23 protein-coding genes and 1 tRNA gene are annotated in these 26,990 nt (G+C 68.9%); 7 read left to right on the top strand and 17 right to left on the bottom strand.

The window, feature by feature from the left end:
- Nucleotides 1-8 precede the first annotated feature (8 nt).
- The gene (gene def, locus ASC67_RS12280; protein WP_056320569.1) at nt 9-521 is read right to left on the bottom strand and encodes a peptide deformylase; all 513 of its coding nucleotides are present in this window, start codon (nt 519-521) and stop codon (nt 9-11) included.
- Nucleotides 522-757: 236 nt separating this feature from the next.
- On the opposite strand from def, the gene ASC67_RS12275 reads away from it, so the two are divergent.
- From ASC67_RS12275 to ASC67_RS12265, 3 genes are all read left to right on the top strand, one after another.
- Entirely contained in the window at nt 758-1,921 is a 1,164-nt protein-coding gene (locus ASC67_RS12275) for a LysM peptidoglycan-binding domain-containing protein (protein ID WP_056320566.1), read from the top strand.
- 55 nt (nt 1,922-1,976) lie between these two features.
- Nucleotides 1,977-3,068 (top strand): DNA-processing protein DprA, encoded by a 1,092-nt coding sequence (dprA, locus tag ASC67_RS12270; protein ID WP_056320956.1) that lies wholly within the window; start codon nt 1,977-1,979, stop codon nt 3,066-3,068.
- A gap of 87 nt (nt 3,069-3,155) precedes the next feature.
- On the top strand, nt 3,156-3,608 hold the full coding sequence (locus ASC67_RS12265) for a DUF494 family protein (RefSeq protein ID WP_056320563.1): 453 nt from the start codon (nt 3,156-3,158) through the stop codon (nt 3,606-3,608).
- Between the two features lie 43 nt (nt 3,609-3,651).
- On the opposite strand, the gene ASC67_RS12260 is transcribed toward ASC67_RS12265, so the two are convergent.
- The 13 genes from ASC67_RS12260 to ASC67_RS12200 all read right to left on the bottom strand — a co-directional run bounded on the left by ASC67_RS12260 (nt 3,652) and on the right by ASC67_RS12200 (nt 18,833).
- On the bottom strand, nt 3,652-5,973 hold the full coding sequence (locus ASC67_RS12260; protein WP_056320560.1) for a DUF1631 family protein: 2,322 nt from the start codon (nt 5,971-5,973) through the stop codon (nt 3,652-3,654).
- Nucleotides 5,974-6,015: 42 nt separating this feature from the next.
- Nucleotides 6,016-7,050 carry a protein translocase subunit SecF gene (secF, locus tag ASC67_RS12255; protein WP_056320556.1) on the bottom strand — a complete coding sequence of 345 codons (1,035 nt, stop codon included), beginning with the start codon at nt 7,048-7,050 and terminating at the stop codon, nt 6,016-6,018.
- 18 nt (nt 7,051-7,068) lie between these two features.
- A complete protein-coding gene (gene secD, locus ASC67_RS12250) occupies nt 7,069-8,949 on the bottom strand; it encodes a protein translocase subunit SecD (protein WP_056320553.1) in 1,881 nt (626 codons plus the stop codon).
- 134 nt (nt 8,950-9,083) lie between these two features.
- The gene (gene yajC, locus ASC67_RS12245) at nt 9,084-9,410 is read right to left on the bottom strand and encodes a preprotein translocase subunit YajC (RefSeq protein WP_011827877.1); all 327 of its coding nucleotides are present in this window, start codon (nt 9,408-9,410) and stop codon (nt 9,084-9,086) included.
- A 207-nt stretch (nt 9,411-9,617) separates the two neighbouring features.
- A tRNA-Phe gene (locus ASC67_RS12240) sits at nt 9,618-9,693 on the bottom strand.
- 33 nt (nt 9,694-9,726) lie between these two features.
- Nucleotides 9,727-10,416, bottom strand: coding sequence for a response regulator (locus tag ASC67_RS12235; RefSeq protein WP_056320550.1), 690 nt, complete (start codon nt 10,414-10,416; stop codon nt 9,727-9,729).
- Between the two features lie 45 nt (nt 10,417-10,461).
- Entirely contained in the window at nt 10,462-12,801 is a 2,340-nt protein-coding gene (locus tag ASC67_RS12230) for an ATP-binding protein (RefSeq protein WP_056320548.1), read from the bottom strand.
- A gap of 24 nt (nt 12,802-12,825) precedes the next feature.
- Entirely contained in the window at nt 12,826-13,440 is a 615-nt protein-coding gene (locus tag ASC67_RS12225) for a DUF4390 domain-containing protein (protein ID WP_082535981.1), read from the bottom strand.
- Between the two features lie 45 nt (nt 13,441-13,485).
- Entirely contained in the window at nt 13,486-14,835 is a 1,350-nt protein-coding gene (rsmB, locus tag ASC67_RS12220; RefSeq protein WP_056320545.1) for a 16S rRNA (cytosine(967)-C(5))-methyltransferase RsmB, read from the bottom strand.
- Between the two features lie 259 nt (nt 14,836-15,094).
- Nucleotides 15,095-15,736 carry a LemA family protein gene (locus tag ASC67_RS12215; protein ID WP_056320542.1) on the bottom strand — a complete coding sequence of 214 codons (642 nt, stop codon included), beginning with the start codon at nt 15,734-15,736 and terminating at the stop codon, nt 15,095-15,097.
- A gap of 67 nt (nt 15,737-15,803) precedes the next feature.
- On the bottom strand, nt 15,804-16,511 hold the full coding sequence (queC, locus tag ASC67_RS12210; protein WP_056320540.1) for a 7-cyano-7-deazaguanine synthase QueC: 708 nt from the start codon (nt 16,509-16,511) through the stop codon (nt 15,804-15,806).
- Nucleotides 16,512-16,518: 7 nt separating this feature from the next.
- Complete coding sequence (locus tag ASC67_RS12205) at nt 16,519-17,808, bottom strand: glutamate-5-semialdehyde dehydrogenase (RefSeq protein WP_056320537.1); 1,290 nt, start codon at nt 17,806-17,808, stop codon at nt 16,519-16,521.
- Between the two features lie 59 nt (nt 17,809-17,867).
- Nucleotides 17,868-18,833, bottom strand: coding sequence for an AEC family transporter (locus ASC67_RS12200; protein WP_056320534.1), 966 nt, complete (start codon nt 18,831-18,833; stop codon nt 17,868-17,870).
- 85 nt (nt 18,834-18,918) lie between these two features.
- On the opposite strand from ASC67_RS12200, the gene ASC67_RS12195 reads away from it, so the two are divergent.
- A complete protein-coding gene (locus ASC67_RS12195) occupies nt 18,919-19,356 on the top strand; it encodes a universal stress protein (RefSeq protein ID WP_056320530.1) in 438 nt (145 codons plus the stop codon).
- Nucleotides 19,357-19,485: 129 nt separating this feature from the next.
- On the opposite strand, the gene ASC67_RS12190 is transcribed toward ASC67_RS12195, so the two are convergent.
- Both ASC67_RS12190 and ASC67_RS12185 read right to left on the bottom strand, forming a co-directional pair.
- The gene (locus ASC67_RS12190) at nt 19,486-20,001 is read right to left on the bottom strand and encodes a hypothetical protein (protein WP_056320526.1); all 516 of its coding nucleotides are present in this window, start codon (nt 19,999-20,001) and stop codon (nt 19,486-19,488) included.
- A 41-nt stretch (nt 20,002-20,042) separates the two neighbouring features.
- Nucleotides 20,043-22,634 (bottom strand): DNA topoisomerase III, encoded by a 2,592-nt coding sequence (locus ASC67_RS12185; RefSeq protein ID WP_056320947.1) that lies wholly within the window; start codon nt 22,632-22,634, stop codon nt 20,043-20,045.
- Nucleotides 22,635-22,768: 134 nt separating this feature from the next.
- Here ASC67_RS12185 and ASC67_RS12180 point away from each other — a divergent pair, with 134 nt between their 5' ends.
- The 3 genes from ASC67_RS12180 to ASC67_RS12170 are packed head-to-tail and all read left to right on the top strand — an operon-like array spanning nt 22,769 to nt 24,874.
- Nucleotides 22,769-23,290 (top strand): SET domain-containing protein, encoded by a 522-nt coding sequence (locus ASC67_RS12180; RefSeq protein WP_200946912.1) that lies wholly within the window; start codon nt 22,769-22,771, stop codon nt 23,288-23,290.
- Between the two features lie 19 nt (nt 23,291-23,309).
- Entirely contained in the window at nt 23,310-24,176 is an 867-nt protein-coding gene (locus ASC67_RS12175; RefSeq protein WP_235566300.1) for a biotin--[acetyl-CoA-carboxylase] ligase, read from the top strand.
- Entirely contained in the window at nt 24,170-24,874 is a 705-nt protein-coding gene (locus ASC67_RS12170) for a hypothetical protein (protein ID WP_056320524.1), read from the top strand. Before ASC67_RS12175 ends, ASC67_RS12170 begins: the two co-directional genes overlap by 7 nt.
- Nucleotides 24,875-24,899: 25 nt before the next feature.
- Here the strand turns inward: ASC67_RS12170 and ASC67_RS12165 are convergent, their stop codons facing one another.
- On the bottom strand, nt 24,900-26,903 hold the full coding sequence (locus ASC67_RS12165; RefSeq protein WP_162245631.1) for a S8 family serine peptidase: 2,004 nt from the start codon (nt 26,901-26,903) through the stop codon (nt 24,900-24,902).
- Nucleotides 26,904-26,990 lie beyond the last annotated feature (87 nt).

The following is a 26,990-nucleotide window of genomic DNA, read 5'->3' as shown; positions in this document are numbered from 1 at the left end:
AGTCCGCCTCAGTCTCGCGCCTCGTCGCGCGTCTTCTTGAGCATTTTGCTCTTGATGCGGTTGCGCTTGAGCGGAGAAAGGTACTCGACGAAGACCTTGCCCATCAGGTGATCCATCTCGTGCTGGACACACACCGACAGCAGTTCCTCGGCATCGAACTGGTAGGCCTGCCCGTCCCGCCCCAACGCCCGGACCGTCACGTTCGCATGGCGAGGCACCTTGTCGTAGATCTGCGGCACCGAAAGGCAGCCTTCGTCCCCCACGACCATCTCGTCGCTGACCCGCAGCAACTCCGGGTTGATCAGTATCCGGGGCTCGTTGCGATCGTCGGAGACGTCGATGACGATCACGCGCTCGTGCACGTCGACCTGCGTTGCGGCCAGGCCGACCCCCTGGGCCTCGTACATGGTCTCCAGCATGTCGTCGACGAGCTGGCGGATGCGCTCGTCGACTTCCGTCACCGGTTTGGCCACGGTGTGAAGACGGGGATCGGGATAACGCAGGATGTCGAGCAGCGGCATGGCGGAGTAACGAAATGCTTCGGGACGGTGTGGACCACAAGCAACGAGCGGGCGTGAAGGGCTACCGATGGCTGGGCCCGCGCGCCAGGAGGTTTCATTGCGGCATCAAGGGTTTATGGGCAGAATCTTCGAAACGAAGTGAGGATTTTCGCCCAACCGGCAAGGTCGGGCTCAAGCCTCGCAAAGACCACAGGGCGCCGGGGAGCTTGGAGCCGGCCGTCCACGGAGAGAGCTCGATGACACGAATTGCCCCCGCTGCACGCCGACCCCTCGGTGTGGTTGCCACTGCTCTCTTGACCGCCTTGGCGGCCGGCGCCTCGATGACCGCCGCCGCCGCGGAGCCCAATTTCCCCATCACCGCCCAACAGCGGAGCACGGCCCAGCAGGTAGCCCAGGCCGGCGTGCCGCTCTCTGAACTGGCGCCCAACGCGCCGGACACCTACACCGTCAAGCGCGGCGACACGTTGTGGGACATCTCCGGTGTGTTCCTGAAGCGGCAATGGCGCTGGCCCGAGCTGTGGGGCATGAATCTCGACCAGATCCGCAACCCGCACCTGATCTATCCCGGGCAGCAACTGCTTCTCGAGAAGGACGGCGACCGTGCCCGTCTGCGTGTGGCGGGTGGCCCCAACGGCACGCTGAAGCTGTCGCCGAGGGTCCGCGACGCCGGGGCCTCAGACGGCCCGATTGCCTCCGTCCCGCTGAAGTTCATCGAGGGTTTCCTCAATGACGCGGTGATCTTCGACAGCGACGAACTCGATCGTGCGCCGCGCATCGTCGCGGCGCAGGAAGGACGTGTGCTGCTCGGCAAGGGGGATGCCGCCTACGTCCGGGGCGACCTGACCAATGTGCGCGAATGGCGCGTGTTCCAGCAGCCCAGGGAACTGCGCGACCCCGACACCAACGCCATCCTTGGCTATGAAGGCACCTACGTCGCCACGGCCGAGTACGAGAAGGAAGGCGGCACGAACAGCCAGGGTGAGATCGTCCCTGCCACGTTCCGCATCACGTCCGCCAAGCTGGAGGCCAACGTGGCGAACCGCCTGGCTCCGGCGCAGGTCAAGGATTACACGCCCTACGTGCCGCGGCCGCCCGCAGCGCCCATCAGCGGGCGCATCGTGTCGGTCTACGGCGAAGCTCTGAACGCGGGCCAGAACCAGATCGTCTCGCTGAACAAGGGTGCGCGTGACGGCGTGGAGCGCGGCCACGTCCTGGCGCTGTGGCGCGCCGGGGCCCTGGAGCGCGATCTCACGCAGGCCGGCCCGGCCCAGAAGATCCGCCTACCCGACGAACGCCACGGTCTGCTGTTCGTGTTCCGCGTGTTCGATCGCATGTCCTATGCGCTCATCCTGAACGTCAACGACCCGGTCACCCGCGGTGATCGCTTCACCGAGCCCTGAAGTTCGCCGTCCGGGCCCAGGCGCTCGCTGAGAGCCGTCGCGCCCGCCGGCCATGATCGAACGCGACGACCTCGCGGCATGGCTGCGGCTGCTCGAAACGCCCTCGATCGGACGTGAAACGGCGCGCCGCCTGCTCGCGGCTTTCGGCGCACCCCAGGCCGTCTTCGACGCCCCGGCCGCAGCCCTGCGAGAACTACTGACGGCGGAGCAGGCCGCGGCGTTGGGCTCATCGCCCCCCGCGCTCGACGCGCTGATCGAAACCACGTGGCAGTGGATCGGTGCCGAGGATCAGCGCCACGTGGTGGCCCTCGGCGACCCGGCCTACCCCCGTTCCCTGCTAGAAACCGCCGACCCGCCGCTGGTGATCCATGCGGTCGGCCGCATCGAGTTGCTGAATGCTGCCAGCGTGGCGGTGGTCGGCAGCCGCAATCCGACGCCGCAGGGGGCCGAGAACGCGCGCGCCTTTGCGACCGCCCTGAGCCACGCCAGCCTGACCGTCGTGTCCGGGTTGGCCCTCGGGATCGACGGCGCAGCGCACGAAGGCGCACTGGCAGGCCCAGGGTCGACGATCGCGGTGATCGGCACCGGGCTCGATCGCGTCTATCCGAAACGGCACCTGAAACTGGCCCACCGCATTGCCCGGGAAGGCTTGATGGTGAGCGAGTACACGCTGGGAACCCCACCGATTGCTGCGCACTTCCCGTTGCGCAACCGCCTGATTGCCGGCCTGACCCGCGGCACGCTGGTGGTCGAAGCCGCATTGCAGTCGGGCTCGCTGATCACCGCGAGGCTTGCACTCGAGGCCGGCCGGGACGTCTTTGCGATCCCCGGGTCGATCCACGCGCCCCAGTCACGCGGCTGCCATGCACTGATCAAGCAAGGCGCCAAACTGGTTGACAGTGCCGCGGACATTCTCGAGGAACTGCGACTCGAAACGCTCGACACCCCCTCGCCAGCCGTGTCAACCCAGGCCGCGGACGACCCGGTGCTGACCGCCCTCGGCCACGATCCGGTCACTCTCGACGCGTTGAGCGCCCGGATCGGTTGGTCTCCTGCCGAATTGAGCGCTCGCTTACTGGCGCTCGAATTGAACGGCAAGGTGGTTCGCCTGCCGGGTCACCTATTCCAGCGCCTCGTACAGGTCTGAGGCGCAGGCGCGTTGAACGCCTCTTGCCGCACGCCGGCGAATGCCCGCAGCGACTTTCGTTCGACGACCCCTGTGGTATCTTGTCGCATGTTCGACGTGCTCGTGTATCTCTACGAAAACTACTGGCAGCCCGACGCGTGCCCCGACCACCGGCAACTGTCTCGCAAGCTCTCTGCGGTGGGCTTCGAGAACGAGGAGATCGAGGACGCGCTGAGCTGGCTGGCAGGGTTGGCGACAGCAGCCGAGTCACACAGCGGCGAGCAGAGCGCCCACGCATTGCGCGTCTATTCGCCGGTCGAGCAGGAGCACCTGGGCGAGGCCTCGATCGGCTTTGTCAGCTTTCTCGAATCAGCCGGCGTGCTGCGTGCGCCGATGCGGGAGATGGTCATTGACCGCGCGATGGCCATTCCGGCCGGCCCGCTGGCCGTCGAAGACCTGAAGATCATCGTGCTGATGGTGTTCTGGAGCTTGGGCGAAGAGCCCGACGCGCTGATCCTCGACGAATTGTTCGTCGATGACGTGGATCGCCTGATCCACTGACGAACCAGAGCGGCCGCGTCGCGCCGCTCCACGCACCGAACCCTCAGTTCAGCAACCGCTGCGGATCGGCGTCGAGCTTGGCCAGCGCGCTGCGAGTCGCGCGCACCGTGAGCGCCTCGTCCTGCGCAGGAACCAGCAGGCCGGCCTGCAGGAAGGACGCCAGCCGGTGCTGCTGGAACAGCGTGCCACGGCCCTGCTGGGAGACGAACAGGCTCAGTTGCTTTCGCATGCCGTGCCAGGCCAGCTGCACCGACTCGATGCGACCGCGGTGCTCGAGCATGTACCAGCCCCCCACTTGCAGTTCGCGCGCCCAGGCGATCATGGCCGGCGTTGGCATCGAACCGCCCTCGGTGACGATCTGCAGTTCGGTGCTTTCATGACCCGACAGGTCCATCACGATGGACTCGTCGATCTGCATGTCGTCGGCGTCGGGCAGCATCTCCTCGAGATCCTCGAGTCGTGCCATCAGTTCCTCGAGCCGCTCGGCGGGAATCGCCGCCGCCTTGGCGGTGAAGGCGGCCGCCAGCGAGTCGTTCAGCGCCTGGATGTGCTCGTCCTGCTTCTCTGGGGCGAGGCCCGCCTCCGCCATGCCTTCGCGCAGCGTCTTCAGCAGCGGCGGGAGGCGGCGGATCACGTCGGCGCGTTCTTCGCGCGACACCTTCGCTCCCGCCGACCAGATCAGATCGGCTGCGGCGCGCTTCATGACCTTGGTGGAGTCGCTGGCGGCCCCCGACTTCAGCGCCATCGTGGCCAGCACATCGGCCCAGACGTGGAACAGGAAGTTGCGCACCCCTTCCTGCACCGGCACCTCGTTGAGCATCTTGCGCAGTTCGATGGTGTACTGGATCGCCATCGTCTCGCGCTGCTCAACCTGCTGCGCCAGCGACACGCCCTTGCGCGTCGCCTCGTTCTCGGTCTTGAAGTAGTGCTCCAGGAAGCGCTCGAACTCGGTCAGCACGGTCTGGAACACGCGGCGCCCGGTGTCGGGGTAGGCTTCCACGACCTGCACCACGCGCTTGATCTCCTTGTCGAGCGCATCGCCGGCTGCCCGTGAGCTGATGTCGAAGCCCATCACGCAGGCGCCCATGCGGTCGATCAGCTTGCGCGCCGGATGGTCGGTGGTGGCGAAGAAATCGGGCTCGCTGACCGCCACGCGAAGCACGGGCATCTGCAGCCGCGCGAACCACACGCGGACCACGGCCGGAATCTTCTCTTCGGTCAGGATGCTCTGGAACAGCAGCGCCACGATCTCGATGGTGGCGCGCTCGACCGGGGTGCTGGCGGCTTCCTTGAGCGCCTGCTTGCGCTGCTGCAGCTCCTGCAGCAGCGCCGGGGTGCTGATCGCGGCACGGTCGTCGCGTCCGGTGGTGGCGAGCTGACGCTGGATGCCGCTCTGCGCTTCCGCGATCGCCCGCTTGAAGCCGGTCGAGGGTTGCATCTCCGCGGTGTCGGCGAACGACGGCACCTGCCGGCCCACCAGCTTGTTCAGCCGGCCCAGCACCGCTTCCGCATGCCCTGCGGTGCGCGCCAGATTGCTCATGCGCGTCATCAGCCGGGTTTCCTCGCCAACGCCGGACCCGCGAGTCGACGTCGTCGTGCCGGCGATGACGACATTGGCGCGCCGCAGGCCGCCCTGCGCCTCCGCCATGTCGCCGAAGCCGGTCGTCACGGGGATCGACGCGACATGCGCGCCGGTCGAGCGCCGGATCAGAGGCCGCAGGTCGATCTCGGGACGCACGCCCTCACCCAGCAGCCAGCGATTGGTCTCGTGGTACGACTCCTCGACCATCTCGCCGAAGGCCGCGTGGATCACCTTCTGCACGGTCCGCCAGTTCTCCAGCGACAGACCGGCCGCGCGCCAGCTGTCGATCACGATGCGAGCCACCACGTGCGGCCGCAGTGCGTCGCCACTGTCGAGTTCCTCGCGCCGCTCCAGGCTGGACATGCGAGCCCGCAGGTCCGTGAACTCCCAAGAGGCCTTGTCCATCATGGCCAGCGCCAATCGAGAGCTGAGGATTTCCACCTCGATGGTGTCATCGTCGACCAGTTGCAGCGTGTCGCGGCCGCTGCCCATGCTGGACGCCGCCGCCGCTCCGAGCGACGTCCGGCCACCCGAGGTGCTGATGCGCGGCATGGCGCCCAGGCTGTCGATCAGCGCCTGTTGCCACTGAGGTGCCGGCCGGGTCAGATCGATGGCCGCGTTCATGCGCTTGTGCGCCAGCTGCGGTTCGGCCTTCTCGTTTGCCAGTCGGTGGGCGCCGTCGAGCACCCCTTGCACCGCGGTCGGCACCGCGAGCAGCAGCGACTCCATGTACACCCGCCGCGCTTGAGCGGCCAGGGCGGATGGGGCAGCTGGGATGGCCATGGAGGATAGGGGCTGACGACGATTAGACAGGCTGTTTCAACTCTACACCACGGCCCCTGCATTCGGATCGTCGGGATCGCCGCCCTTGACGCCTCCCGACTTCATCAGATCCTCCCGCTTGACGCCCAGCCACATCGCAATGGCCGCGGCGACGAACACCGAAGAATAGATGCCGAACAGGATGCCGATCGTCAGCGCGATCGCGAAGTAGTGCAGCGTCGCACCGCCGAACAGCAGCATCGACAACACCATCATCTGTGTCGATCCGTGCGTGATGATGGTGCGGCTCATCGTCGAGGTGATCGCATGGTCGATCACCTGGTGGGTGTTCATCTTGCGGTAGCGGCGGAAAGCCTCGCGGATCCGATCGAAGATGACCACCGACTCGTTGACCGAATAGCCCAGCACCGCCAGCACGGCCGCCAGCACCGACAGCGAGAACTCCCACTGGAAGAAGGCGAAGAAGCCCAGGATGATGATCACGTCGTGCAGGTTGGCGACGATCGCCGCGACCGCGAACTTCCATTCGAAGCGGATCGCGAGATAGATCATGATGCCAATGACGACGAAGCCGAGCGCCATCGCGCCGTCGGTCGCCAGCTCCTTGCCGACCTGCGGCCCGACGAACTCGCTGCGCTTGAGCATCACCGGCTGCGCGCCGCCGGCGTCACAGACCTGCGCGCTGACCGACTCGCCCTTGTCGGTGACCGATTGCGACTGTGTGACCTGGCCACCTTCGGCCGCGCACAGCGCGCCGAACACGCGGCCCACCACCTCCTGCTGCTTGACGTCGCCACGCAACGGCAGGCGCACCAGCACGTCGCGCGAAGTGCCGAAGTTCTGCACCTGCACCTCGCCGAAGCCCAGCGCCTCGACGGCGCTGCGTACCTTGGGCACATCGGCCGTCTGGGCGTACTCGACCTCGAGCACCGTGCCGCCGGTGAACTCGATCGACAGGTGCAGGCCGCGCGTCACGAGGAAGAACACGGCGGCAGCAAAGGTCAGGAAGGACACGACGTTGAAGATCAACGCGTGCTTCATGAACGGGATGTCGCGCTTGATGCGGAAGAACTCCATGAACCCGTCTCCTTCTTCTCAAGCCTGGGCTGCCGGCGGCGCGGCGCCATCCGGGCGCCACACCTGACCGATCGACACGCCCTTGAGCTTCTTGCGCCGCCCGTACCAGAGGTTCACCAGGCCGCGCGAGAACAGCACCGCGGAGAACATCGACGTCAGGATGCCCAGGCAATGCACGACCGCGAAGCCGCGCACCGGACCGGAGCCGAAGGCCAGCAGCGCGATGCCTGCGATCAGCGTGGTGATGTTCGAGTCGAGGATCGTGGCCCAGGCACGTTCGTAGCCGGTGTGGATCGCGGCTTGCGGCGAAGCGCCGGAGCGCAACTCCTCGCGCACCCGCTCGTTGATCAGCACGTTGGCGTCGATCGCCATGCCCAGCGTCAGCGCGATCGCCGCGATGCCGGGCAGCGTCAGCGTGGCTTGCAGCATCGACAGCACCGCCACCAGCAGCAGCAGGTTCACCGCCAGCGCGATGGTCGAGAACACCCCGAACAGCAGGTAGTAGGCGCACATGAACGCCGCGATGGCGGCAAAGCCGTAGATCACGCTGTTGAAACCCTTGTCGATGTTCTCGGCACCGAGGCTCGGGCCGATGGTCCGCTCCTCGACGATCTCCATCGGCGCCGCCAGCGAGCCGGCCCGCAGCAGCAGCGCGGTGTCGCTCGCCTCCTGCGACGTCATGCGGCCCGAGATCTGGAAGCGTGAGCCGAGTTCACCGCGGATCACCGGCGCCGTCACGACCTCGCCCTTGCCCTTCTCGAACAGCAGGATCGCCATGCGCTTGCCGACGTTGTCGCGCGAGATGTCGCGCATGATGCGCGCGCCCTTGGCGTCCACCGTCAGGTGCACGGCGGGCTCCTGCGTCTGGCCATCGAAGCCGGGTTGTGCGTCGGTCAGGCTGTCGCCGGTGAGGATCACCTGGCGCTTGACGATCAGCGCCGCGCCGCCGCGCTCGACATAGCGCTCGGTCCCGAACGGCACCGGCCCGGCGCCGGTCGCCGCCGCAGCCGCCTCGGTGCTGTCGTCCACCATGCGCAGCTCGAGCGTGGCCGTGCGGCCGATGATGTCCTTCGCCTTGGCCGTGTCCTGCACGCCAGGCAACTGCACCACCACGCGGTCGGCGCCCTGCTGCTGGATCACCGGCTCGGCCACGCCGAGCTCGTTGATCCGGTTGTGCAGCGTCGTGATGTTCTGCTTGATGGCCTGATCCTGCACGCGGCGCGCCGCCTCGGGCTTCAGGCTGCCGATCAGCGTGAACTCGCTGTCACGGCCCGCTTCGGCCCACTGCAGATCGGGCAGCGGCTCGGTCAGAGCCGCCCGTGCAGCGCTGCGCGTCGCGGAGTCGCGGAAAGCGATCGTCACCGCATTGCCTTCGCGCGCGATGCCGGCATGGCGGATGTTCTTGTCGCGCAGCAGGCTGCGGATGTCGCCGGTCAGCGCGTCGGCACGCTTGGTCAGCGCCGCCTTCATGTCGACCTGCATCAGGAAGTGCACCCCGCCGCGCAAGTCGAGGCCGAGGTACATCGGCAACGCATGCAGCGAACTCAGCCAGGTGGGCGAACGTGACAGCAGGTTCAGCGCAACGATGTAGCCCGGATCGGCCGGATCCGGGTTCAAGGCCTTGGCGATGGCGTCCTTGGCCTTGATCTGCACATCGGTGTCGCGGAAGCGTGCCTTGATCGACGCGCCGTCGAGTTGCACGAAATCGGCCTGCAGGCCGGCCGCCTGCAAGGCCTGCTGGACGCGTGGCACCACCGTCGCGTCGACCTTCAGCGTCGCCTTGCCACTCGACACCTGCACGGCAGGCGCCTCGCCGAAGAAGTTGGGCAGGGTGTAGACCAGCCCGACCAGCAACGCGATCGCCAGGATCGCGTACTTCCACCATGGGTAGCGGTTCATTGCAGCATCCTCGGGGGAGGCCCCCCGTCCTGGCACCGTGAGACACGGCGCCCTTGTTTGCACGAAAGGCCGCGACACCCAGCGGTGACCGCGGCCTTCGGGCCTCGCGCCGCACGCGGCGCGATCGCCTGCGTCTACTTCAGCGTGCCCTTGGGCAGCACCTGCACCACGGCAGAACGCTGCACCTGCAGTTCCACACCGCTGGCGACCTCGACGTGCAGGTAGGTGTCACCGATCTTCGCCACCTTGCCGAGCACGCCACCGGCGGTCACGACCTCGTCGCCCTTGGCCAGCGCATCGACCATCGCCTTGTGCTCCTTCTGGCGCTTCATCTGCGGGCGGATCATCACGAAATACAGCACCACGAACATCAGCACGAGCGGCAGCATCGTGAGCAGGCTCGACTCCCCACCGGCGGCGGCGGCCGGAGCGGCCTGGGCAAAAGCTTCGGAAATGAACACTGTCTCGTCCTTGAATTGGTTGCACCAACGACAGCGCGCATTGTAGTGCGCGCTCCCTCTCGGGCCGGTTGGAGCAGGCGCCGCCCGGAAGGTTCTGTACCTGGCAAGAACCGGGGCCGGTCAGGCTCGTCGCACCGGCGTCCTCGGGATGCCTGCCGGCAGGCCCCCTGAAATGCAAACGGCCCCGCACAGGGGCCGTTTCGGATTTGGTGGCTCGGGGCGGAATCGAACCACCGACACGCGGATTTTCAATCCGCTGCTCTACCAACTGAGCTACCGAGCCAAGGGGCCGCAGTGTAGCAGCACCGCCGGCGGCTCAGGCGGCCGCACCCTTCTTGCCGCGGCTGAGGTCGACACCGAGCTGCTTGAGCTTGCGGTACAGGTGGGTGCGCTCGAGGCCCGTCTTCTCGGCCACGCGCGTCATGCTGCCGTTCTCGCGCGCGAGGTGGAATTCGAAGTAGGCCTTCTCGAAGGCATCGCGCGCTTCGCGCAGCGGCCGGTCGAGCTCGAAGCTCTGTTCGGGCTGCAGGCCCAGGGCCACCGGCTGCGCGCCGGACAGCCCGCCGTGCTGCGAGTCGATGGCCAGCACATCGCCGCGCTCGCCGGGGCGCAGCGGCGTCACGGTGGCCACCGGCCGCGCGGCCGGCTTGGCCAGGCCCTGCTCGACGGCCCGCAGCAGCTTCTGCAGCGTGATGGGCTTCTCGAGGAAGGCCATCGCACCGAACTTGATCGCCTCGACGGCGGTGTCGATCGTGCCGTGGCCCGACATCATGATCACCGGCATCGTCAGCAGGTTGCAGCTGCCCCATTCCTTGAGCAGCGTGACGCCATCGACGTCCGGCATCCAGATGTCGAGCAACACCAGGTCGGGCCGTGTACGCTCCCTCGACGCCCGGGCCTCAGCGGCGTTCTCGGCCAGTTCGACGCTGTGGCCCTCGTCGCTCAGGATGTCCGACAGCAGTGCGCGGATGCCGAGTTCGTCGTCTACAACAAGGATGGTCGCCATGGGGTCCCGGTGCGTGGCACATGCCGTGTCGGCGTGGCCTGAAGGCTAACCCTGAGGGGGCAGCCATTTCGAAAATGATAGCGAAACTTGTGCCCCCCCGACAGACGGTGCGTCGTCCGCGGCCGCCGCGTCGCCCGCGAGGTTGGCCAGGCGCACGCGCGCACCATGTTCGTCGGCGATCTTCTTGACCACCGCAAGACCCAGTCCGGTGCCCTTGGTCTTGGTCGTCACATAGGGCTCGAAGGCACGCTTGAGCATGCGCTCGCTGAAGCCCGGGCCGTTGTCGGCGACGACCAGCCGCACCGCGCGCCACTCGCCGCGCTCGTTGAGCGCCCCCTCGGTGCGCAGCCGCACCTGGCCGTCGGGCCGCTCGGCCACCGCGTCCAGAGCGTTCTGCACCAGGTTGTGCACCACCTGCCGCAGCTGCGTGGCATCGCCCTGGATCCGCGGCAGGCCCTCGGCCAGCTCGACGCGCAGGCGACCCGACTCCTGCACCTCGGCATACAGGCCCAGTACCTCGGCCACCAGCGCGTTGAGGTCCAGCGGCGCCAGCTGGGCGGCCGGCAGGCGGGCGTAGTCGCGGAATTCGTTGACCAGCTGCTTCATCGCCTGCACCTGGGTGACGATGGTGCTCACCGACTTGGCCAGCATCTGCTGATCCGGCACTTCCAGCTTGGCTTCGAGCCGGTGCTGGATGCGCTCGGCCGACAACTGGATCGGCGTGAGCGGGTTCTTGATCTCGTGCGCGAGCCGGCGCGCCACCTCGCCCCAGGCCTCGGCGCGCTGGGCCGAGACGAGCTCGGTGATGTCGTCGAACACCACCAGCCGCGCCGCGCCGCCCTGCCCGCCGGCCGGCAGCGGCGCGCCGCGCACCAACAGGGTCAGCGGATCGCGGTCGGACGCCGTCGCGAGTTCGAAGGAGTCCTGCCAGTGGTCGCGGTCGCCGAGCTCGGAGCCGCTCTCGATCTGGTCGAAGCGCCGGGCCAGCGCCGCGTCGAAGCCTTCGAGGCCGGGCACCTCGGCCAGCCCGCGCCCGAGATAGGCCGACAACGGCACGCGCAGGATGCGGGTCGCACCGGCGTTCACGCTGTCGATGCAACGGTCGCGGTCGAACACGATCACGCCGGCACTCATGTTGTCGAGGATGGCCTGCAGCTTGCCGCGCGCCGTCTCGAGCTCGGCCACGCTCTGTTCGACCAGCCCGCGGGCGTCGGCGAGTTGCTGGGTCATGTCGGCGAACGAACGCGTCAACCCGCCGAGCTCGTCGCCCGAGGCGAACACCGGCTTCGGGCTCAGGTCGCCGCGCGCCACCTCGCGCACGCCGTCGGCCAGCAGCAGCAGCGGACGCGCCAGCCGGTTGCCGAAGGTCACCGCCAGCAGCATCGCGCCGAACACTGCGAGGATCAGCGTCAGCGTGAGCGTGCCGATGTACATCTTGCGCAGGCCCTCGCGCGCCAGCGAGCGCTGCTGGTACTCGCGGTAGGCGCTCTGCACCGCCAGCGCGTTGGCCGCCAGCGTGGCCGGCAGCAACTGGCTCACCACCAGGTAGCGGTCCTCGCGGCTGAGCGAGAAGCCGGTGGCCGGAATCAGGGCGATGACGCGCACGCGCGGCTGGGGCGGCGGCGGGTCGGCGACCGAGACGCCGGGGATGCGCGTGGCGGCGCCATCGTCGTCCAGCCCCTCGATCTGCGTGGTCACGCGCGCGGTGCGCGCCTGCCGCAGCAAGGCCAGGCCGGGCCGCTCGGGTGCCAGCACCGCGGCGGCGCCGGCGCTCGACAGCACCTGGCCGGCCGCCCCGAGCACCGCCACGTCCTGCGCCGTGAGCTGCTCGCGCAGTCGCTCCAGGGCCAGCGGCTGCTGACGCTCGGGCGCTTCACCGAGCCGCTCGGCCGCGACGCGCGTCTTGCCAGCGAGATCGTTGACCAGCGTATCGAGCGTGCCACGCCCCAGGTTCAGGCCGGCCTCCAGCGCACCCTCGACACGCACGTCGAACCAGCTCTCGATGCTGCGTGACACGAACTGGTAGCTCACCGTGTAGACCAGCGCCCCGGGCACCACCGCCACCACGCCGAAGATCGCCGCCAGCCGCAGCAGCAGCCGCGAGCCGAAGCGGCCGCGCAGCACCCGCGCGGCCAGCCGCACCGCGCCGACCGCGATCACACCGACCAGCACGGTCGCGATCACGACGTTGACCCATAGCAGCGCGTTGTAATACCGCTCGTAGAACTCGCGGTTGTTGGTGGCGATCGCCAGCAGGAAGGTCAGCACCAGCGCCGCCGCCGTGGTGGCAGCCAGCGCGACGACCCAGACGCCGCGCGACACGCGGCGGTCCGGGTGCCGCGTGAGCAGCAGCGCCAGACGGCGGCGCAGGCGTTCGGGGGTCATTGCCGAGGTGTGCGCGTTCGCGGCTCAGCGCGGCTGCGCCTCGGGCACGGCCAGCCGGCGCTCGACCTCGAGCGCCCATTCGGCCTGGCCGCCGAAGCTGATCTGCAGGGGCCGCGGCAGCTGCGAGGTGTCGAGCCGCAGGCTGAACTCGAGGTACTGGCCGTTGCCGTCGTCCAGGTCGCCGGCCTCAGCGAGCTTCCAGCGGGTGGCGCGCTGCACCACCCACAGGGCGTCGGACAGCGAGTCGTAGCTCTGGCTCAGGCTGCCGAAATTGACGCGGTAGCGCCGCGTCAGCGGCTGCCAGGTGATGCGCCAGGTGCGGGTGGCACGTGCTACGCGCTTGTCGCGCCAGTACCAGCGCGATCGGAGCACCTCGGCCTCGGCCACGAAATGCAGCGGCACCCCCTTCTGCAGCGCGTCCTCGACCGCATGGGGCAGCACGACGCTGGCGGTATAGCCGAGCAGCAGGCCCTCGTCACCGCGCGTCAGGTCCAGCGCGCTGAGCTCGATGCCGTCGGCGTGCGCCAGCGACGCGCCGACCGCCAGCCAGATCACCAGCGCCAGCCAGACTGCGGGCAGCCACCCGGCCGACCGTCCTGCGGCAGGCTGAAACCAGCGTCGAACCGGGGCGGTGAACACGGCAGCAGGTCGGAGTTCGGGATGATGGGTAGGTCGCGGTGTGGCTCAGGACGAACGCTTGTCGAGCAGCGCGTAATAGAAGCCGTCCGTCGAGGGCTGTGGCGGCCCCTCGCTCCCCTGATCGGGATTGTCGGCCACCGGCAGCAGGTAGTCGGGTGAAGGCCGCTCGATGGCGTCGGGTGCGCGTTGCAAAAAAGCGTCGATCTGATGCACGCCTTCGGCCTTGAAGACCGAGCAGGTGGCGTAGAGCAGGCGCCCGCCGGGCCGGAGCACCGGCCACAGCGCGTCGAGGAGCCCCGCCTGGGTCGACGCCAGCGCCTCGATGTCCGAGGCGCGGCGCAGCCAGCGAACGTCGGGATGGCGCCGCACGATGCCCGAGGCGCTGCAGGGGGCGTCGAGCAGGATGGCGTCGAACGGCCGGCCGTCCCACCAGGACGCCACGTCGCGCGCGTCGGCGGCCTGCGTGTGCGCACGCAGGCCGAGGCGCTGCAAGGTCTCCCTCACCTTCACCAGCCGCTGCGCGTCGGCGTCCAGGGCCAGCAGGTCCAGATCGGCGAGTTCCAGCAGGTGGGCCGTCTTGCCGCCGGGCGCCGCACAGGCGTCGAGCACCCGAGCGCCAGGCGGCAGGCCGGTGCCCAGCAGCAACGGCGCCGCCTGCTGGGCCGCGAGGTCCTGCACCGACACGGCACCCTCGGTGAAGCCCGGCAACAAGGACACGGCGCAAGGTACGGCGAGCTCGATGGCCTGGCCATCCGCCGCGCCGGGCCGGGTCACGGCGCGGGCGGCGATGCCGGCCTGCGCCAGACGTTGCAGGTAGCTCGCACGGTCCTGCTGCCGTGCATTGACGCGCAGCGTCATCGGCGCACGCCGGTCGTTGGCGCGCAGCAGGTCGGCCCAGTGCTGCGGCCAGTCACGCTGAAGCGTCTCGATCCACCAGCGCGGATGGTTCCACTTCGCGACCGGGTCCTTTGCGGTGGCGGCGACCAGCGCCGGCTGCTCCCGCAGGTAGCGTCGCAGCACCGCGTTGACGAAGCCCGCCTGCGCCCGGGCCCGCAGCTTGGCCGCCTCGACCGCCTGGCTCACCAGCGTGTGCGGCGCGTAGGGCGGCGCCTCGGCCGTGTCGGCATCCTGGTGAGCCAGCGCGAACGCACTGAGCAGCAAGGCATCGACCCAGGCCGGTGGCGCCTTCGGCACGAGCCGGCGGCGCAGCGCCTGGGCAAGGCCCAGGCCGCGCAGCACGCGAAACGCCAGCGCCTGCGCGCCCGGCCGGGGCAGCGCCGGCACGGCCGCCAGTGCATCGTTCAACGAACGCCCGGCGCACACCGCGGCCACCGCGTCGGCGGTGTGCGCCAGCAGCGTGGCCAGCGGGAGGGAGGACGGGGGGGGAGCGTTCACGGCCGCGCAGTGTAGGCGGCCGCCGCCGGCCGAGCGGCCTCGTGCGCCGCGCGATGGCGTCAGGCCCAGCCCGGCTCGGTGTAGCGCGCCGCGAGGCCCGCCGGCAGCGGAACGTCCAGCAGCGTGGCCGCAAGCCGCAGCGCGTCGCCGAGCAGTTAGGGCAACGTCACCCAGCGCAGCGATCGAGCGGACTCACCTCACCGTCGGCCCCCATCAGGCGGCGCGCGGTTTCCACCAGGGCCGGCCGGCTCATCGACTCTCAGACGCGGTCGCCGAACGACGACGCGATCTGGGAGTCCGGTCCACGGTCGGGCGTGGCGGCCTGCAGCGCCGCCGCCGGCCGGAAACCGAACAGGCTGGCGATCAGCCGCGTCGGCAGTTCGTGCACCGCCGCATTGAAATCGGTGACGGCGTCCTTGAAGACACGCCTCGTGAAGGCGATCTGCGCGTCGGTCTCCTGCAGATCATTCATCAAGGTCTCCACGCGCTCCACGGTCGCCATCATGTCGAAACGGTCGGCGCGGGCTTCGATCAGCACGCGCAGTGGCCGCAGCGCCCCTTCGAGCACCTGCTCGGCGAGCCCGAGGCTCTGGATCGCACCGGCGCTGGTGGGTCGCCCTTGCGCGTGGTCGGCCGCGGCCTGCGCCTGCCGGGTCGCGGCCACCACGGTCTGCAGCATCGCGGCGCCGACCGCGTCACCCATCGCCGGCCGCGCCTCGTCGCTGGCCAGCAGTTCGGTGAGCTCGAAGGCGAGCGCCTGGCGACGACGCAGCTGGACGTCGATCGGCCCCCAGCTCGCGCCGACCGCGCTGCGCAGGCGCACCAGGCGGTTGTAGGCTCCCACGCCCCAGAACAGCAGAAGGGCCAACAGCGCGACGAGGACCGTGCGCGTCGTGCTCATCGGGAAAGGGGGGCCGCCAACATGGCTGCCGACTCTACGCCAGCGGTCGCGGCGACCGCGGCGTGCCTCAGGCGCTGGCGCACCAGGCCTCGTAGCCCTTGCGCCGCAACTCGCAGGCCGGGCAGGCATTGCAGCCGTAGCCCCAGGCATGGCGCACGCTGCGGTCGCCGAGGTAGCAGCTGTGGGTGTGCTCGAGGATCAACTCGTTCAAGGCCGAGCCGCCCAGGCGATCGGTCAACGCCCAGGTCTGCGCCTTGTCGAGCCACATCAGCGGCGTCTCGATCGTCATCGGCGTGGCCATGCCCAGGCTCAGCGCGACCTGCAGCGCCTTGAGGGTGTTGTCGCGGCAGTCGGGGTAGCCGGAGTAGTCGGTCTCGCACATGCCGCCGACCAGCACGCTGAGGTTGCGCCGGTAGGCCACGGTGGCCGCGAAGCCGAGGAACAGCAGGTTGCGACCCGGCACGAAGGTGCTCGGCAGGCCGTTGGCCTGCATCTCGATCTCGCGGGCCGAGGTCAGCGCGGTGTCGGAGATCTGGCCGAGCAGACCGAGGTCGAGAACGTGGTCGTTGGCCAGCCGGCCGGCCCACAGCGGGAACGAACGCGCGATGGCCTCGCGCACCGGCATGCGGCATTCGAGTTCGACGACGTGCCGCTGGCCGTAGTCGAAGCCGATGGTCTCCACGTGCGCGTGGTGCTCCAGCGCCCAGGCCAGGCAGGCGGTCGAGTCCTGACCGCCGGAGAACAGGACGAGTGCGCCGCGCGGATCGAGGCTCATGTGCCGATCAGGTGCGGACCTCGCCCTGCCCGAACACCACCCACTTCATCGAGGTCAGGCCCTCGAGGCCCACCGGCCCGCGGGCGTGGAACTTGTCGGTGCTGATGCCGATCTCGGCGCCCAGGCCGAACTCGAAGCCGTCGGCGAAACGCGTGCTGGCATTGACCATCACGCTGGCCGAATCGACCTCGCGCAGGAAGCGCATCGCGTTCGGGTGGTTCGTGGTCAGGATCGCGTCGGTGTGATGCGAGCCGTAGCGGTTGATGCGCGCAATCGCCTCGTCGAGCGAATCGACCAGCTTGATGCTGATCACCGGCGCGAGGTATTCCTCGGCCCAGTCGGCCTCGGTCGCGTCGACCAGCTTCGCGCCAGGCACGGCCGCCAGCAGCGCCTTGGCGCGCGGGCCGCAGCGCATCTCCACGCCCTTGGCCGCGAACACCGCGCCGATGCGCGGCAGGAAGGCCGCCGCGACATCGCGGTGCACCAGCAGCGATTCGGCCGCATTGCAGGGGCTGTACTTCTGGGTCTTGGCGTTGTCGGTCACGCGCACCGCCAGGTCGAGGTCGGCGCTGGCGTCGACGTACACATGGCAGTTGCCGTCCAGGTGCTTGATGACCGGCACCGTGGCCTCGGCGGCGATGCGCTCGATCAGGCCCTTGCCGCCGCGCGGGATGATCACGTCGACGTACTGCGGCATGGCGATCAGCCGGCCGACTGCGGCGCGGTCGGTGGTGGGCACCAGCTGCACGGCATCGCCCGGCAGCCCGGCCTCGGCCAGCGCGCGCGCCACCAGCGCCATCAGCGCGGTGTTCGAATGCAGCGCCTCGGACCCGCCGCGCAGGATCGCGGCGTTGCCGCTCTTGATGGCCAGCGAGGCGGCGTCGATCGTCACGTTCGGCCGGCTCTCGTAGACCATGCCGAACACGCCCAGCGGCACGCGCATCTGGCCGACGGTGATGCCGCTCGGGCGCCGGCGCAGGTTCGTCATCTCGCCGATCGGGTCGGGCAGCACGGCGACCTGCTCGCAGCCTTCGGCCATCAGCGCGATCACCTTGTCGGTGAGGCGCAGGCGGTCGACCATCGGCGCGGCCAGGCCGGCGCGGGTGGCCGCGTCGAGGTCGCGCTCGTTCTCCGCGGCCAGCTGCGCAGCCCCGGCCCGGATCTCGCGCGCCAGCGCCAGCAGCGCCGCGTTCTTCGCCGCCGTCGACGCGGCGGCCATCGCGGTCGACGCGCTGCGCGCCGCGCTGCCCAGGCGGTCCATCAGCGCGATCACGGGGGTGGCGTCGGGAGCGTTCATGGCCGGATTGTCGCAAAGCAGGGCCGGCCCTGCCGAGCGGCGGGCCTCGGCTTTTCAGCTCAGCTCAACCACTGCGTCAGCAGCAGCCACAGCGGCGCGGTCGCGGCGAAGGCCAGCGTCGAGATCACGATCGCCGCGGTCGCCTCGGCCTCGCCGCTGCGGTAGCGCTGCGCGAACATCAGCGCGTTCGAGCCGGTCGGCATCGCCGCGGCCATGACGATCACCGCCAGCGGCAGCCCGCGCAGGCCCATGCCGTAGCCGACCGCGAGCACCAGCGCCGGCTGCACCAGCAGCTTGGCCGCCGCCAGCATCAGCGCCGGGCCCGCCGCGCCGCGCAGGCCGTAGTGACCGAGCGACAGGCCGATCGCCACCAGGCACAGCGGCACGACCGCGGTGCCCAGCATCTGCAGCACCTCGTCGATCGGGCCGGGGATCGGCGCGCCGGTCAGGTTCCAGGCCATGCCGGCCAGCACCGGCAACACGATCGGGTGGATGACGGTGTTGCGCACGGTCAGCAGCAGCGTGCGCGACAGCGACGGCGACTGGCCGGCATCGCGCGCGATCGCATGGGCCAGGTCGCGCTCGACCAGCAGCGTCAGCACCGTGAGCAGGATCAGCGCGTGCAGGCTGACGATCGACAGGTGCAGCTGCAGGCCGACCTCGCCGAACAGCGCGGCGGCCATCGGGATGCCGAGCTGGGCGTTGTTGCCGAACGAGGCGGTGATGGCGCGCACCGCGGGCTGCGCGGCAGCGGTGTCACGGCGGCGACGCTGCTGCAGGTAGACGACCAGCATCCAGGCCACCACGGGCACGAAGAAGGCGCCCAGCGCCTGCCAGGGCAAGGTGCCCAGGTCGATGCGTGCGGTGGCCCGGAACAGCAGCGCCGGCGCGAACACGTAGAACGCCGCATTCGAGAGGATGCGCGCCGCCTCGCCGCCGGCGAACGGCTTGCAGCGCCCCGCCGCCCAGCCGATGCCGATCGTCACGAAGATCGCCAGGAGCTTGAGGAAGATCAACGGAGACATGGATCGAGTATCCAGGAGATGCGGAAGCGGTCGCGCATCGCTCCATCGTGAACTAATCTTTCAAGGCACAGCCAAGGAGGTTGCCATGTTCAAGCATCTGCTATTGCCGACCGATGGATCCAGCCCTTCCGAGGCAACGACCCGCAAAGCCCTGCAGTTCGCCAAGGAACAGCAGGCACGCATCACTGCGATCCACGTCGTGCCGACCTTCCACACGCTGACCTACCGCACCACGATGCTCGAGGACACCCGCGAGGAGTTCGTGGCCGAATGCAAGGCTCAGGCGCGCAAGTTCCTGGCCGAGGTGGAGCGCGCGGCACAGGAAATCGGGGTGCCCTGTCACAGCCTGGTCGTCACGCACGATCATCCCTACGAGGCGATCAACGACACGGCGGCGCAGTCCGGCTGCGACCTGATCGTGATGGCTTCGCACGGCCGCCGCGGCCTCAAGGCCCTGCTGCTGGGCAGCGAGACCCAGAAGGTGCTGACGCACGCCGCGATCCCGGTGTTGGTGCTGCGCTGAGGGCACGTTGCGTTCACGTCCCCCGGCGCGGGCCGGAGGATGCTTAGAACCGCCGCATCCCAACGACTGCACTGAGCCGAAGCGCTCCAGCGACTTGATAGGGTTGAACGCGCATTGGTATGAGCCGACTCATTGATAAGTCGGCGAGATCGTGCTGTTGATACGAACGGATCCGCGCAACTGTGGAGAGGTCACCGTTTCGCAGCGTTGCTCGAAGTCGGCGGCGAAGCGGTTCAACCGACCGGTGGAGTCGTAACCGATCTCCAGGACGACGAATGCGCCGAACACCTCATTGCAGCCACGGCCATCGCCATAGAAATCCACGCCGTTGTGCCCGTTGCGGAACGCGGCACGCCAAGCGTCGGCATACGTTCCCGGCACCAAGGCTTCACCGTTCGGGGAAGCCAGATCAATCGACCACCGGTGCGAAAGGTCAGGCGCCTCGAAGGTGGCGTGGAAGTATCCCGCCGAGTAGGTGGTCGACACCGTGCTGTCGACATCGCTGTACTTCGCTGACTGGCCCTGGGAGATGTAATCGCCGGTGGCGCCTCGAAATGAGATCGTGGTACGCGGTGGTTGGTCATCCCCGCCGCCGCCGCCGCATCCAGCCACAAACAACGTCGCGACCAGGCAAAGCACCTTCATTGCGCTCCCATGACGCGCCTGCGCCGTACAAGCCGTTGACGTCATGATTTGGTGCCGGCGCGAACCCCGGACTTCTTGGCGGGCACCTTGGCCACCCGCGGCTCGAACTCGAATCCGACCTTGCCTTCCTTGGCATCCCAGGCGAGGCGGGCCTTGAACTTGCGCCGCGTCTTGTTCGACACGAAGTTCTCCAGCAGTTCGGTCTTGCCTTCCTGCAGCAGCCGGGTCATCTGCTCGCGCGCCACCGGCTGCTGCAGGATGATCTTGCCGCTCTTGAAATCGCAGGTGACGTGCGCGCCGACTGCGTGCTCGCAGACGTAGCTGCTGCCGTGCTCGTAGACATTCCCCTTGCACTTGGGGCAGGCCCCCAGGCTCTGCTGCGCCGAGAAGTCGACCGGCGTGCCGTCGCCCTCGCCCTTCTTGGCATCGTCGCCGAAGTCGAACTCGAGCTTCCAGTTCGCGATTTCGTCGTCGTAGGCCAGCTTGAGTTCGGCGGTGAAGGGCCAGCCGGCCTTGGAGCGGAAGCCCTCGAGCGGGCCGATCTTCTTGTGCGCGATGAAGGCCTCCACCTCGTCGAGCTCGAAGCTGCGCCCGCCGGGGATCTTGCTGATGCTGAAGCCGCAGCCCTCGGCGTCGCCTGATTTCCCGGCGCAGGTGAAGCGCCGGTAGTTCTCCTTCACGACGCCGCCGCATTTCGGGCAGGGCGTCTTCAGCGTCGCGTAGTCGCCGGGGATGGTGTCGCGATCGTACTCCTTGGCCTTGGCGACGATCTTCTGCGTCATCGCGGCGATCTCGCGCATGAAGGCGTCGCGGCTGAGCTTGCCCTTCTCCATCTCGGCGAGCTGGTACTCCCAGTTGCCGGTCAGCTCGGGCTGGGTCAGCTCCTCCACCTGCAGGCCGCGCAGCAGCGTCATCAGCTGGAAGGCCTTGGCGGTGGGGATGAGTTCGCGCCCGTCGCGGTGCATGTACTTCTCGAGAATCAGGCCTTCGATGGTCTGCGCGCGCGTCGCCGGCGTGCCCAGGCCCTTCTCCTGCATCGCCTCGCGCAGCTCGTCGTCGTCGATCAGCTTGCCGGCGCTCTCCATCGCCGACAGCAGCGTGGCCTCGGTGTAGCGTGCCGGCGGCTTGGTCTTCAGCGCATTGACGTCGACGCTCTCGGTGCGCACCACCTCGCCGGGCTCGACCGGCACCAGCGTGGCGTCGGCGTCTTCCACGTCGCGGCCGTAGACGGCCAGCCAGCCCGGCTTGACCATCACCTTGCCGTTGGTCTGGAACCGGTGTTCCGAGGCGCCCGCCTTGACGGTGGAGATGCGCGTCGTGACCAGGAACTCGGCCGGCGGATAGAACACCGCGAGGAAGCGCTTGACCACCAGGTCGTAGAGCTTGGCCTCGATGTCGGTCAGGCTCTTGGGCGCCTGCAAGGTCGGGATGATCGCGAAGTGGTCCGAGACCTTGGCGTTGTCGAAGATGCGCTTGTTGGGCTTGACGTAGCCTTCCTTCACCGCCTTGCGGGCGTGCGCCGACAGCGCCTTCAGCGGACCGGGCAGGTCCTCGGTGGCGAGCATCTCCATCGTCTGCTTCACGACGCTCACGTAGTCTTCCGGCAGCGCCTTGCTGTCGGTCCGTGGGTAGGTCAGCACCTTGTGTTTCTCGTACAGCGCCTGAGCGATCGACAGCGTGGTCTTGGCCGAGAAGCCGAAGCGCGAATTGGCCTCGCGCTGCAGCAGCGTCAGGTCGTAGAGCTGCGGGCTGCTCTGGGTGCTGGGCTTGGATTCCTCGCTGACGGTGGCCGGCTGGCCGCGCACCGCCTGCGCGATCGCCTGTGCATCGGCCTCGTTCCAGAGCCGGTCGGCGCGGCGCTCGGCATCGTCGTTCTTCCTCCATGCCGGATCGAACCACTTGCCCTCGTACGAACCAGCCTTGGCGTCGAAGCTCGCCTTGATCTCCCAGTAGTCGCGCGCCACGTGCTTGCGGATCTTCTCCTCGCGCTCGACCACGATGCTGAGCGTGGGCGTCTGCACCCGGCCGACGGTGGTGAGGAAGAAGCCGCCGTCGCGCGAGTTGAAGGCCGTCATCGCCCGCGTGCCGTTGATGCCGACCAGCCAGTCGGCCTCGCTGCGGCTGCGGGCGGCGTCGGCCAGGCCGCGCAGTTCGGCGTCGGAGCGCAGGCGCTCGAAGCCGTCGCGGATCGCCTGCGGCGTCATGCTCTGCAGCCACAGACGGCGCACCGGCTTGTCGATCGGCTTCTTCTCGGTGCCTGCGTACTGCACGATCAGGCGGAAGATCAGCTCGCCCTCGCGTCCGGCGTCGCAGGCGTTGATGAGTTCAGTGACATCCTTGCGCTTGACCTGCTTGACCACCGCGTTGAGCCGGCTCTTGGCCTTGTCGATCGGCGCGAGGTCGAAGTGCGGCGGGATCACCGGCAGGTGCGCGAAGCTCCACTTGCCGCGCTTCACGTCGTACTCCTCGGGCGCCTTGATCTCGACCAGGTGGCCGACCGCCGAGGTGACGACGTAGTGCTCGTTCTCGAAGTGATCGTCGTGCTTCTCGAACTTGCCGCTCGTGGGCGTCAGGGCCCGCACGATGTCTTGTGCGACGGAAGGTTTCTCGGCGATGACCAGTGCTTTGCTCATGTTCTCGATGTCGTTGTCGCCCGATTGCAGCGCCGTCCCGCGCGCCAACGCGGCGGGGCGTCCCTACAATCCGGGCTCTCGCGCGCACGCGCTCACGCGCGCGCACCCATGATTCAATGTAGCCAAACTCGAACATGACGCAATCGACGCGCCGCAAGACCGCCCCCGCCCCCCGGGCCACCCGACCGACGGCGCCCCCCGCGAGCCGCGACGGCCGGCGCATCCAGGTGCGGCGCTCCGGGGTGCATGGCAAAGGCGTCTTCGCGTTGCGACCGCTGGCCAAGGGCGAGACACTGATCGAGTACACCGGCGAGGTGATCGACTGGCCCGAGGCGCTGCGCCGCCATCCTCACGACCCCGCCGACCCGCACCATACCTTCTACTTCAGCATCGACGAAGACCACGTGATCGACGCCAAGGTCGGCGGCAATGCGGCACGCTGGATCAACCACGCCTGCACCCCCAACTGCGAGGCCGACGAGACGGACGGCCGCGTGTTCATCAAGACGCTGCGCGCCGTCAAGACCGGCGAGGAGCTGTTCTACGATTACGGCCTGGTGATCGACGAGCGCTACACCCCCAAGCTGAAGAAGCAGTACGAGTGCCGTTGCGGGCACAAGGCCTGCCGCGGCACCATGCTCGCGCCCAAGCGCTGACCCCGTGCCCGACGCTGCCGTGCCCCCGCTACGCCGCGCCGTCGACGCGCAGGGCACCGGCATCGCGCCGCTGCGCTGGCCGCTCGAGGCGCTGTGGGCCCAGCTCGAACCGCTGAGGCCGGGCCTCAGCGTCGAAGCGCTGGTCGAGACCGACTCCACCAGCACGCGCCTGCTGGAGCGGGCCCGCAGCGGTGACGGTGCGCCCTGCCTGCTGGTGGCGGAGCGACAGACGGCCGGCCGCGGGCGGCTCGGCCGCACGTGGTTCTCCGATACCACCACCGCCTCCTCGTCGACGGCCGACGGCCTGGGTTCGCTGACCTTCTCGCTCGGCCTGACACTGGCCCCCGCGGACTGGTCGGGCCTGTCGCTCGCGGTCGGCGTGGCGCTCGCCGAGGCCTTGCACCCCGGCGTTCGGCTGAAGTGGCCGAACGACCTGTGGCTCATCGACGAAGCGGCTCCCGGCGCGCCGGGACGCAAGCTCGGCGGCGTGCTGATCGAGACCGCCGCGCTGCCCGACGGCGGCCGATACGCCGTGATCGGCGTCGGCCTGAACCTGGCGCGCCCCGACGCGCGGCCCGAGATCACCCAGGCCACCGCCGGCTGGCGCGAGATCGAGCCGCTGGCACGCGCCCCGGAAATGCTGGCGCGTCTGGCACCGCCGCTGCTCATCGCCCTGGGGGTCTTCGAACAACGGGGTTTCGAGGCCTTCGCGACGCGCTTCGCCGCGCGCGACGCGCTGGCCGGCAGGCCGGTCCAGACCACGTCCACCGACGCCGAACGCGGCGTGGCCGAGGGCGTCGACGCGCGCGGCGCACTGCGCGTGCGGACCGACGGCGGCGAGCTGCGCCTGATCGACAGCGGCGAAGTGAGCGTGCGGCCATGCTGAGAGCGCTGGTGCTGCTGCTGCTGCTGGCCAATGCGGGCTTCTGGGTCTGGCGGCAGGGTTGGCTCGCGCCGCTGCACAGCGCCATCGGCGCCCGCCCCGAGGGCGAGCGGGAGCCCGAACGCCTGGCGATGCAGGTCGATCCCGACCGCCTCCGCCTGATCCCGGCCGAAGCGGCCTCGGCGCCGGCCGTGCTTCCGGCGAGCGCGGCCGCGTCGGCCGCGGCCCTGACCAGTGCGCCCGCGACGGCCTGCCTCGAGGCGGGCCCCTACAGCGCGGCCGAGCTGACGGTCGCCGAGGCGGCCGTCAAGGCCGCGCTGCCCGACGTCGGCTGGTCCGAGCGCGAACTCACGACGACCTGGTGGGTCGCGATGGGCCCGTTCGCCGAAACCGAGCAGTTGCAGAAGAAGCGCGACGAACTGAAGCGACGCAGCATCGCCCCCGAGCTGGCCAATGCCTCGCCCGGCAGCGCACCGCTCCTGGTGATCAGCCGCCACGACAGCCGGGCCGGTGCGGAGAGCGAACTGACGACGCTGCTGGATCGCGGCGTGCGCACCGCCCGCGTGGTCAACGCCAGCGTGCCGCTGCGCCTGCTGCGAGTGGCGCAGGCCAGCGAGGCGCAGCAGGCGGCGCTGGCAGCACTGCCTGCGGACCAACTGCGCGGCAAGGCGTTCGTGCCTTGCCCGGTCGAGACGCTCTAGGCAGGGATCGTCCCGAGCCTGTCGCTCAGACGGCGGACCGTGGGCGCCGCTGCAGATGGCGCGCAGCGATCACTGCGACCAGCAGCGCTCCCAGGTAGCCCAGGCCCAGCGCGCCGCCACCACCCCCTCCACCGCCGCCCGACGATGCGGCCGCCACGGTCACGCGCCGAGACACTGTCGACTGCGTGGGGGGGTTGTTGTCATCGGTCACCGTGACCGCGACGGTGAAGGTGCCCGAGCCGCTCGGCGTGACGACACAGTTGGTCGAGCACCCGGCGACACTGCCGCTGACGATGCCACCGCCATCGACCAGGCTCCAGCTGAGGCTGCTGAGGTTGCGGCCGTTGATCAGACGGAACACGTCGGCGGTCAAGGAAACGTCTTGCCCAGCCCTTGGCGTCGGTGTGTTGACAACGATATCGGCGATCAGGCCCGCAGCCGCGGACCGCACGGCCGCATATGCATCAAGCATGCCCGCACCGCAGGTGGCGGTGGTGCAATCGCATTCGTCCTGGTCGATGGGATCGCCGTTGCCGTCGAAGCGCGGTGCCGTACAGGCGGGCGCACTGCTGGTCGGGAAGCGCCGAGAACCACCCTGGATCAGGCTACGGATCTCGTCCGGCGTGAGCGTCGGCTGCACCGCAAGCATCAGAGCGGCCACACCCGACACCAAGGGTGCCGAGAAGCTGGTACCGACGGTGATGTTGTTCGTCCCGTCGGTGTAGGTCGACGATGCCGGCCCCTGTGCCCCTGAGTCGGTCGTGGTGAGCAAAGGATAGAGGCAAGGCCCGAAGCCGTTGACGCAGTTGCCTGCGGGAGCACTGATCGAGACCGCCGACCCAAGATCGGAAAAACCGACCTTGGTTCCGGAGTGACGCAGGCCCCCGACGGCCATCACGCCGCTGCAATTGCCCGGCGCACCAACTGCATGACCATTTGTGTTGCCCGCCGCTGCCACCACCAGTGCCCCGGCGGCCACCACGTCATCGACCGCGTCCTGGTATTCGCCGCAAGCGCCCACGGTGCCCAGGCTGAGGTTGAGTACCCGCGCCGGATTCGGGTTGGCCGCAACGTTGGGCACGACCAGCCCGGCTGCCCAGCGCATGCCGATCACCACATCCGATACGTAGCCGCCGCACTTGCCGAGCACACGGACAGGCAGGACGCGGGTATTCCAGCCTGCCCCGGCCATACCCACGCCATTGTTCGTGAGCGCGCCCAAGATGCCGGAGACCTGCGTGCCATGCCACGAACTCGGGGCGCCGTTGTAGTTGCCCAGCGAATCCGGCGTGGTGCAGTGATAGAAATCTCCGCCCAACGAGTTGTCTTCCTGCTGCGTGATCCAGTCGCCCGGATCACTGGCATTGCTGTCGCGCCCGGTCCCATCGTTCGATTCCGGCAGCGTGCTGACGAAGTCGTAGCCGGCCAGCAACTTGCCTGCGAGGTCGGGGTGGTCGAAACGCACCCCCGTATCCAGCACGGCTACCACCACGCCGGCGCTGCCTTGCGTGATGTCCCAGGCCCGCGTGGCATCGATCGCCGAAAGCGAAGGGGCGGCAGACGTGCGCAGGTACCACTGCCCTACGGCAGGGCCGTCGGCGCCGCCGAGCGTATGCAACGGATCGTTCGGCACGGCCAGCGGCCTCACCCGACGATCGACCACCGCGTATTCCACGTCCGGATCCGTGCCGAGCCGCCGCGCCAATGTCTCCGAATCGATGCCTCGCGCCAGCACGACCTGGGTACGTTCGGTGATTGCCCGATGAGCGCGCAGCGCGACGCCACGACGCTGTGCCACCGCATCCATGCGAGCTGCGAGCCGCTGCACCGCCGCCCCCCGACCGACATCGGCAACGCCGACCCGGCCGCTGCTGGAGCCGCGAACTGCGTCATCACGGTACTTGACGATCACCCGCGCCGACGGCACGTCGTCTGCCGCGCCAGCGGCGGCCACCGCGGTGCCCACGACCATCGGCTGAACGACAAACAGCGCGACGAGTGCCGCGAGAACACGGGCAGCGGCTTGCATTGAGTGCATCGGGGATATCGAAAAAACGATGAACGGAGTGTAGGGGCGCGACCGCACCGAGCTTGACATCTCACGCTCGGTATCGGC

Origin of the sequence: Methylibium sp. Root1272 (assembly GCF_001425905.1) — a bacterium.
Taxonomy (GTDB): Bacteria; Pseudomonadota; Gammaproteobacteria; order Burkholderiales; family Burkholderiaceae_C; genus Methylibium.
This window is presented reverse-complemented; position numbering and strand designations above follow the sequence as displayed.

Coding starts and splice junctions, on each gene's coding strand:
- ASC67_RS12275 (WP_056320566.1), top strand. CDS start 758: ATGACACGAATTGCCCCCGCTGCACGCCGACCCCTCGGTGTGGTTGCC.
- ASC67_RS12215 (WP_056320542.1), bottom strand. CDS start 15,736: ATGAGCACGACGCGCACGGTCCTCGTCGCGCTGTTGGCCCTTCTGCTG.
- ASC67_RS12170 (WP_056320524.1), top strand. CDS start 24,170: ATGCTGAGAGCGCTGGTGCTGCTGCTGCTGCTGGCCAATGCGGGCTTC.
- ASC67_RS12195 (WP_056320530.1), top strand. CDS start 18,919: ATGTTCAAGCATCTGCTATTGCCGACCGATGGATCCAGCCCTTCCGAG.
- ASC67_RS12205 (WP_056320537.1), bottom strand. CDS start 17,808: ATGAACGCTCCCGACGCCACCCCCGTGATCGCGCTGATGGACCGCCTG.
- secF (WP_056320556.1), bottom strand. CDS start 7,050: ATGGAGTTCTTCCGCATCAAGCGCGACATCCCGTTCATGAAGCACGCG.
- ASC67_RS12165 (WP_162245631.1), bottom strand. CDS start 26,903: ATGCAAGCCGCTGCCCGTGTTCTCGCGGCACTCGTCGCGCTGTTTGTC.
- ASC67_RS12190 (WP_056320526.1), bottom strand. CDS start 20,001: ATGAAGGTGCTTTGCCTGGTCGCGACGTTGTTTGTGGCTGGATGCGGC.
- ASC67_RS12200 (WP_056320534.1), bottom strand. CDS start 18,833: ATGTCTCCGTTGATCTTCCTCAAGCTCCTGGCGATCTTCGTGACGATC.
- secD (WP_056320553.1), bottom strand. CDS start 8,949: ATGAACCGCTACCCATGGTGGAAGTACGCGATCCTGGCGATCGCGTTG.
- queC (WP_056320540.1), bottom strand. CDS start 16,511: ATGAGCCTCGATCCGCGCGGCGCACTCGTCCTGTTCTCCGGCGGTCAG.
- ASC67_RS12230 (WP_056320548.1), bottom strand. CDS start 12,801: ATGACCCCCGAACGCCTGCGCCGCCGTCTGGCGCTGCTGCTCACGCGG.
- ASC67_RS12180 (WP_200946912.1), top strand. CDS start 22,769: ATGACGCAATCGACGCGCCGCAAGACCGCCCCCGCCCCCCGGGCCACC.
- ASC67_RS12260 (WP_056320560.1), bottom strand. CDS start 5,973: ATGGCCATCCCAGCTGCCCCATCCGCCCTGGCCGCTCAAGCGCGGCGG.
- ASC67_RS12185 (WP_056320947.1), bottom strand. CDS start 22,634: ATGAGCAAAGCACTGGTCATCGCCGAGAAACCTTCCGTCGCACAAGAC.
- ASC67_RS12265 (WP_056320563.1), top strand. CDS start 3,156: ATGTTCGACGTGCTCGTGTATCTCTACGAAAACTACTGGCAGCCCGAC.
- ASC67_RS12235 (WP_056320550.1), bottom strand. CDS start 10,416: ATGGCGACCATCCTTGTTGTAGACGACGAACTCGGCATCCGCGCACTG.
- def (WP_056320569.1), bottom strand. CDS start 521: ATGCCGCTGCTCGACATCCTGCGTTATCCCGATCCCCGTCTTCACACC.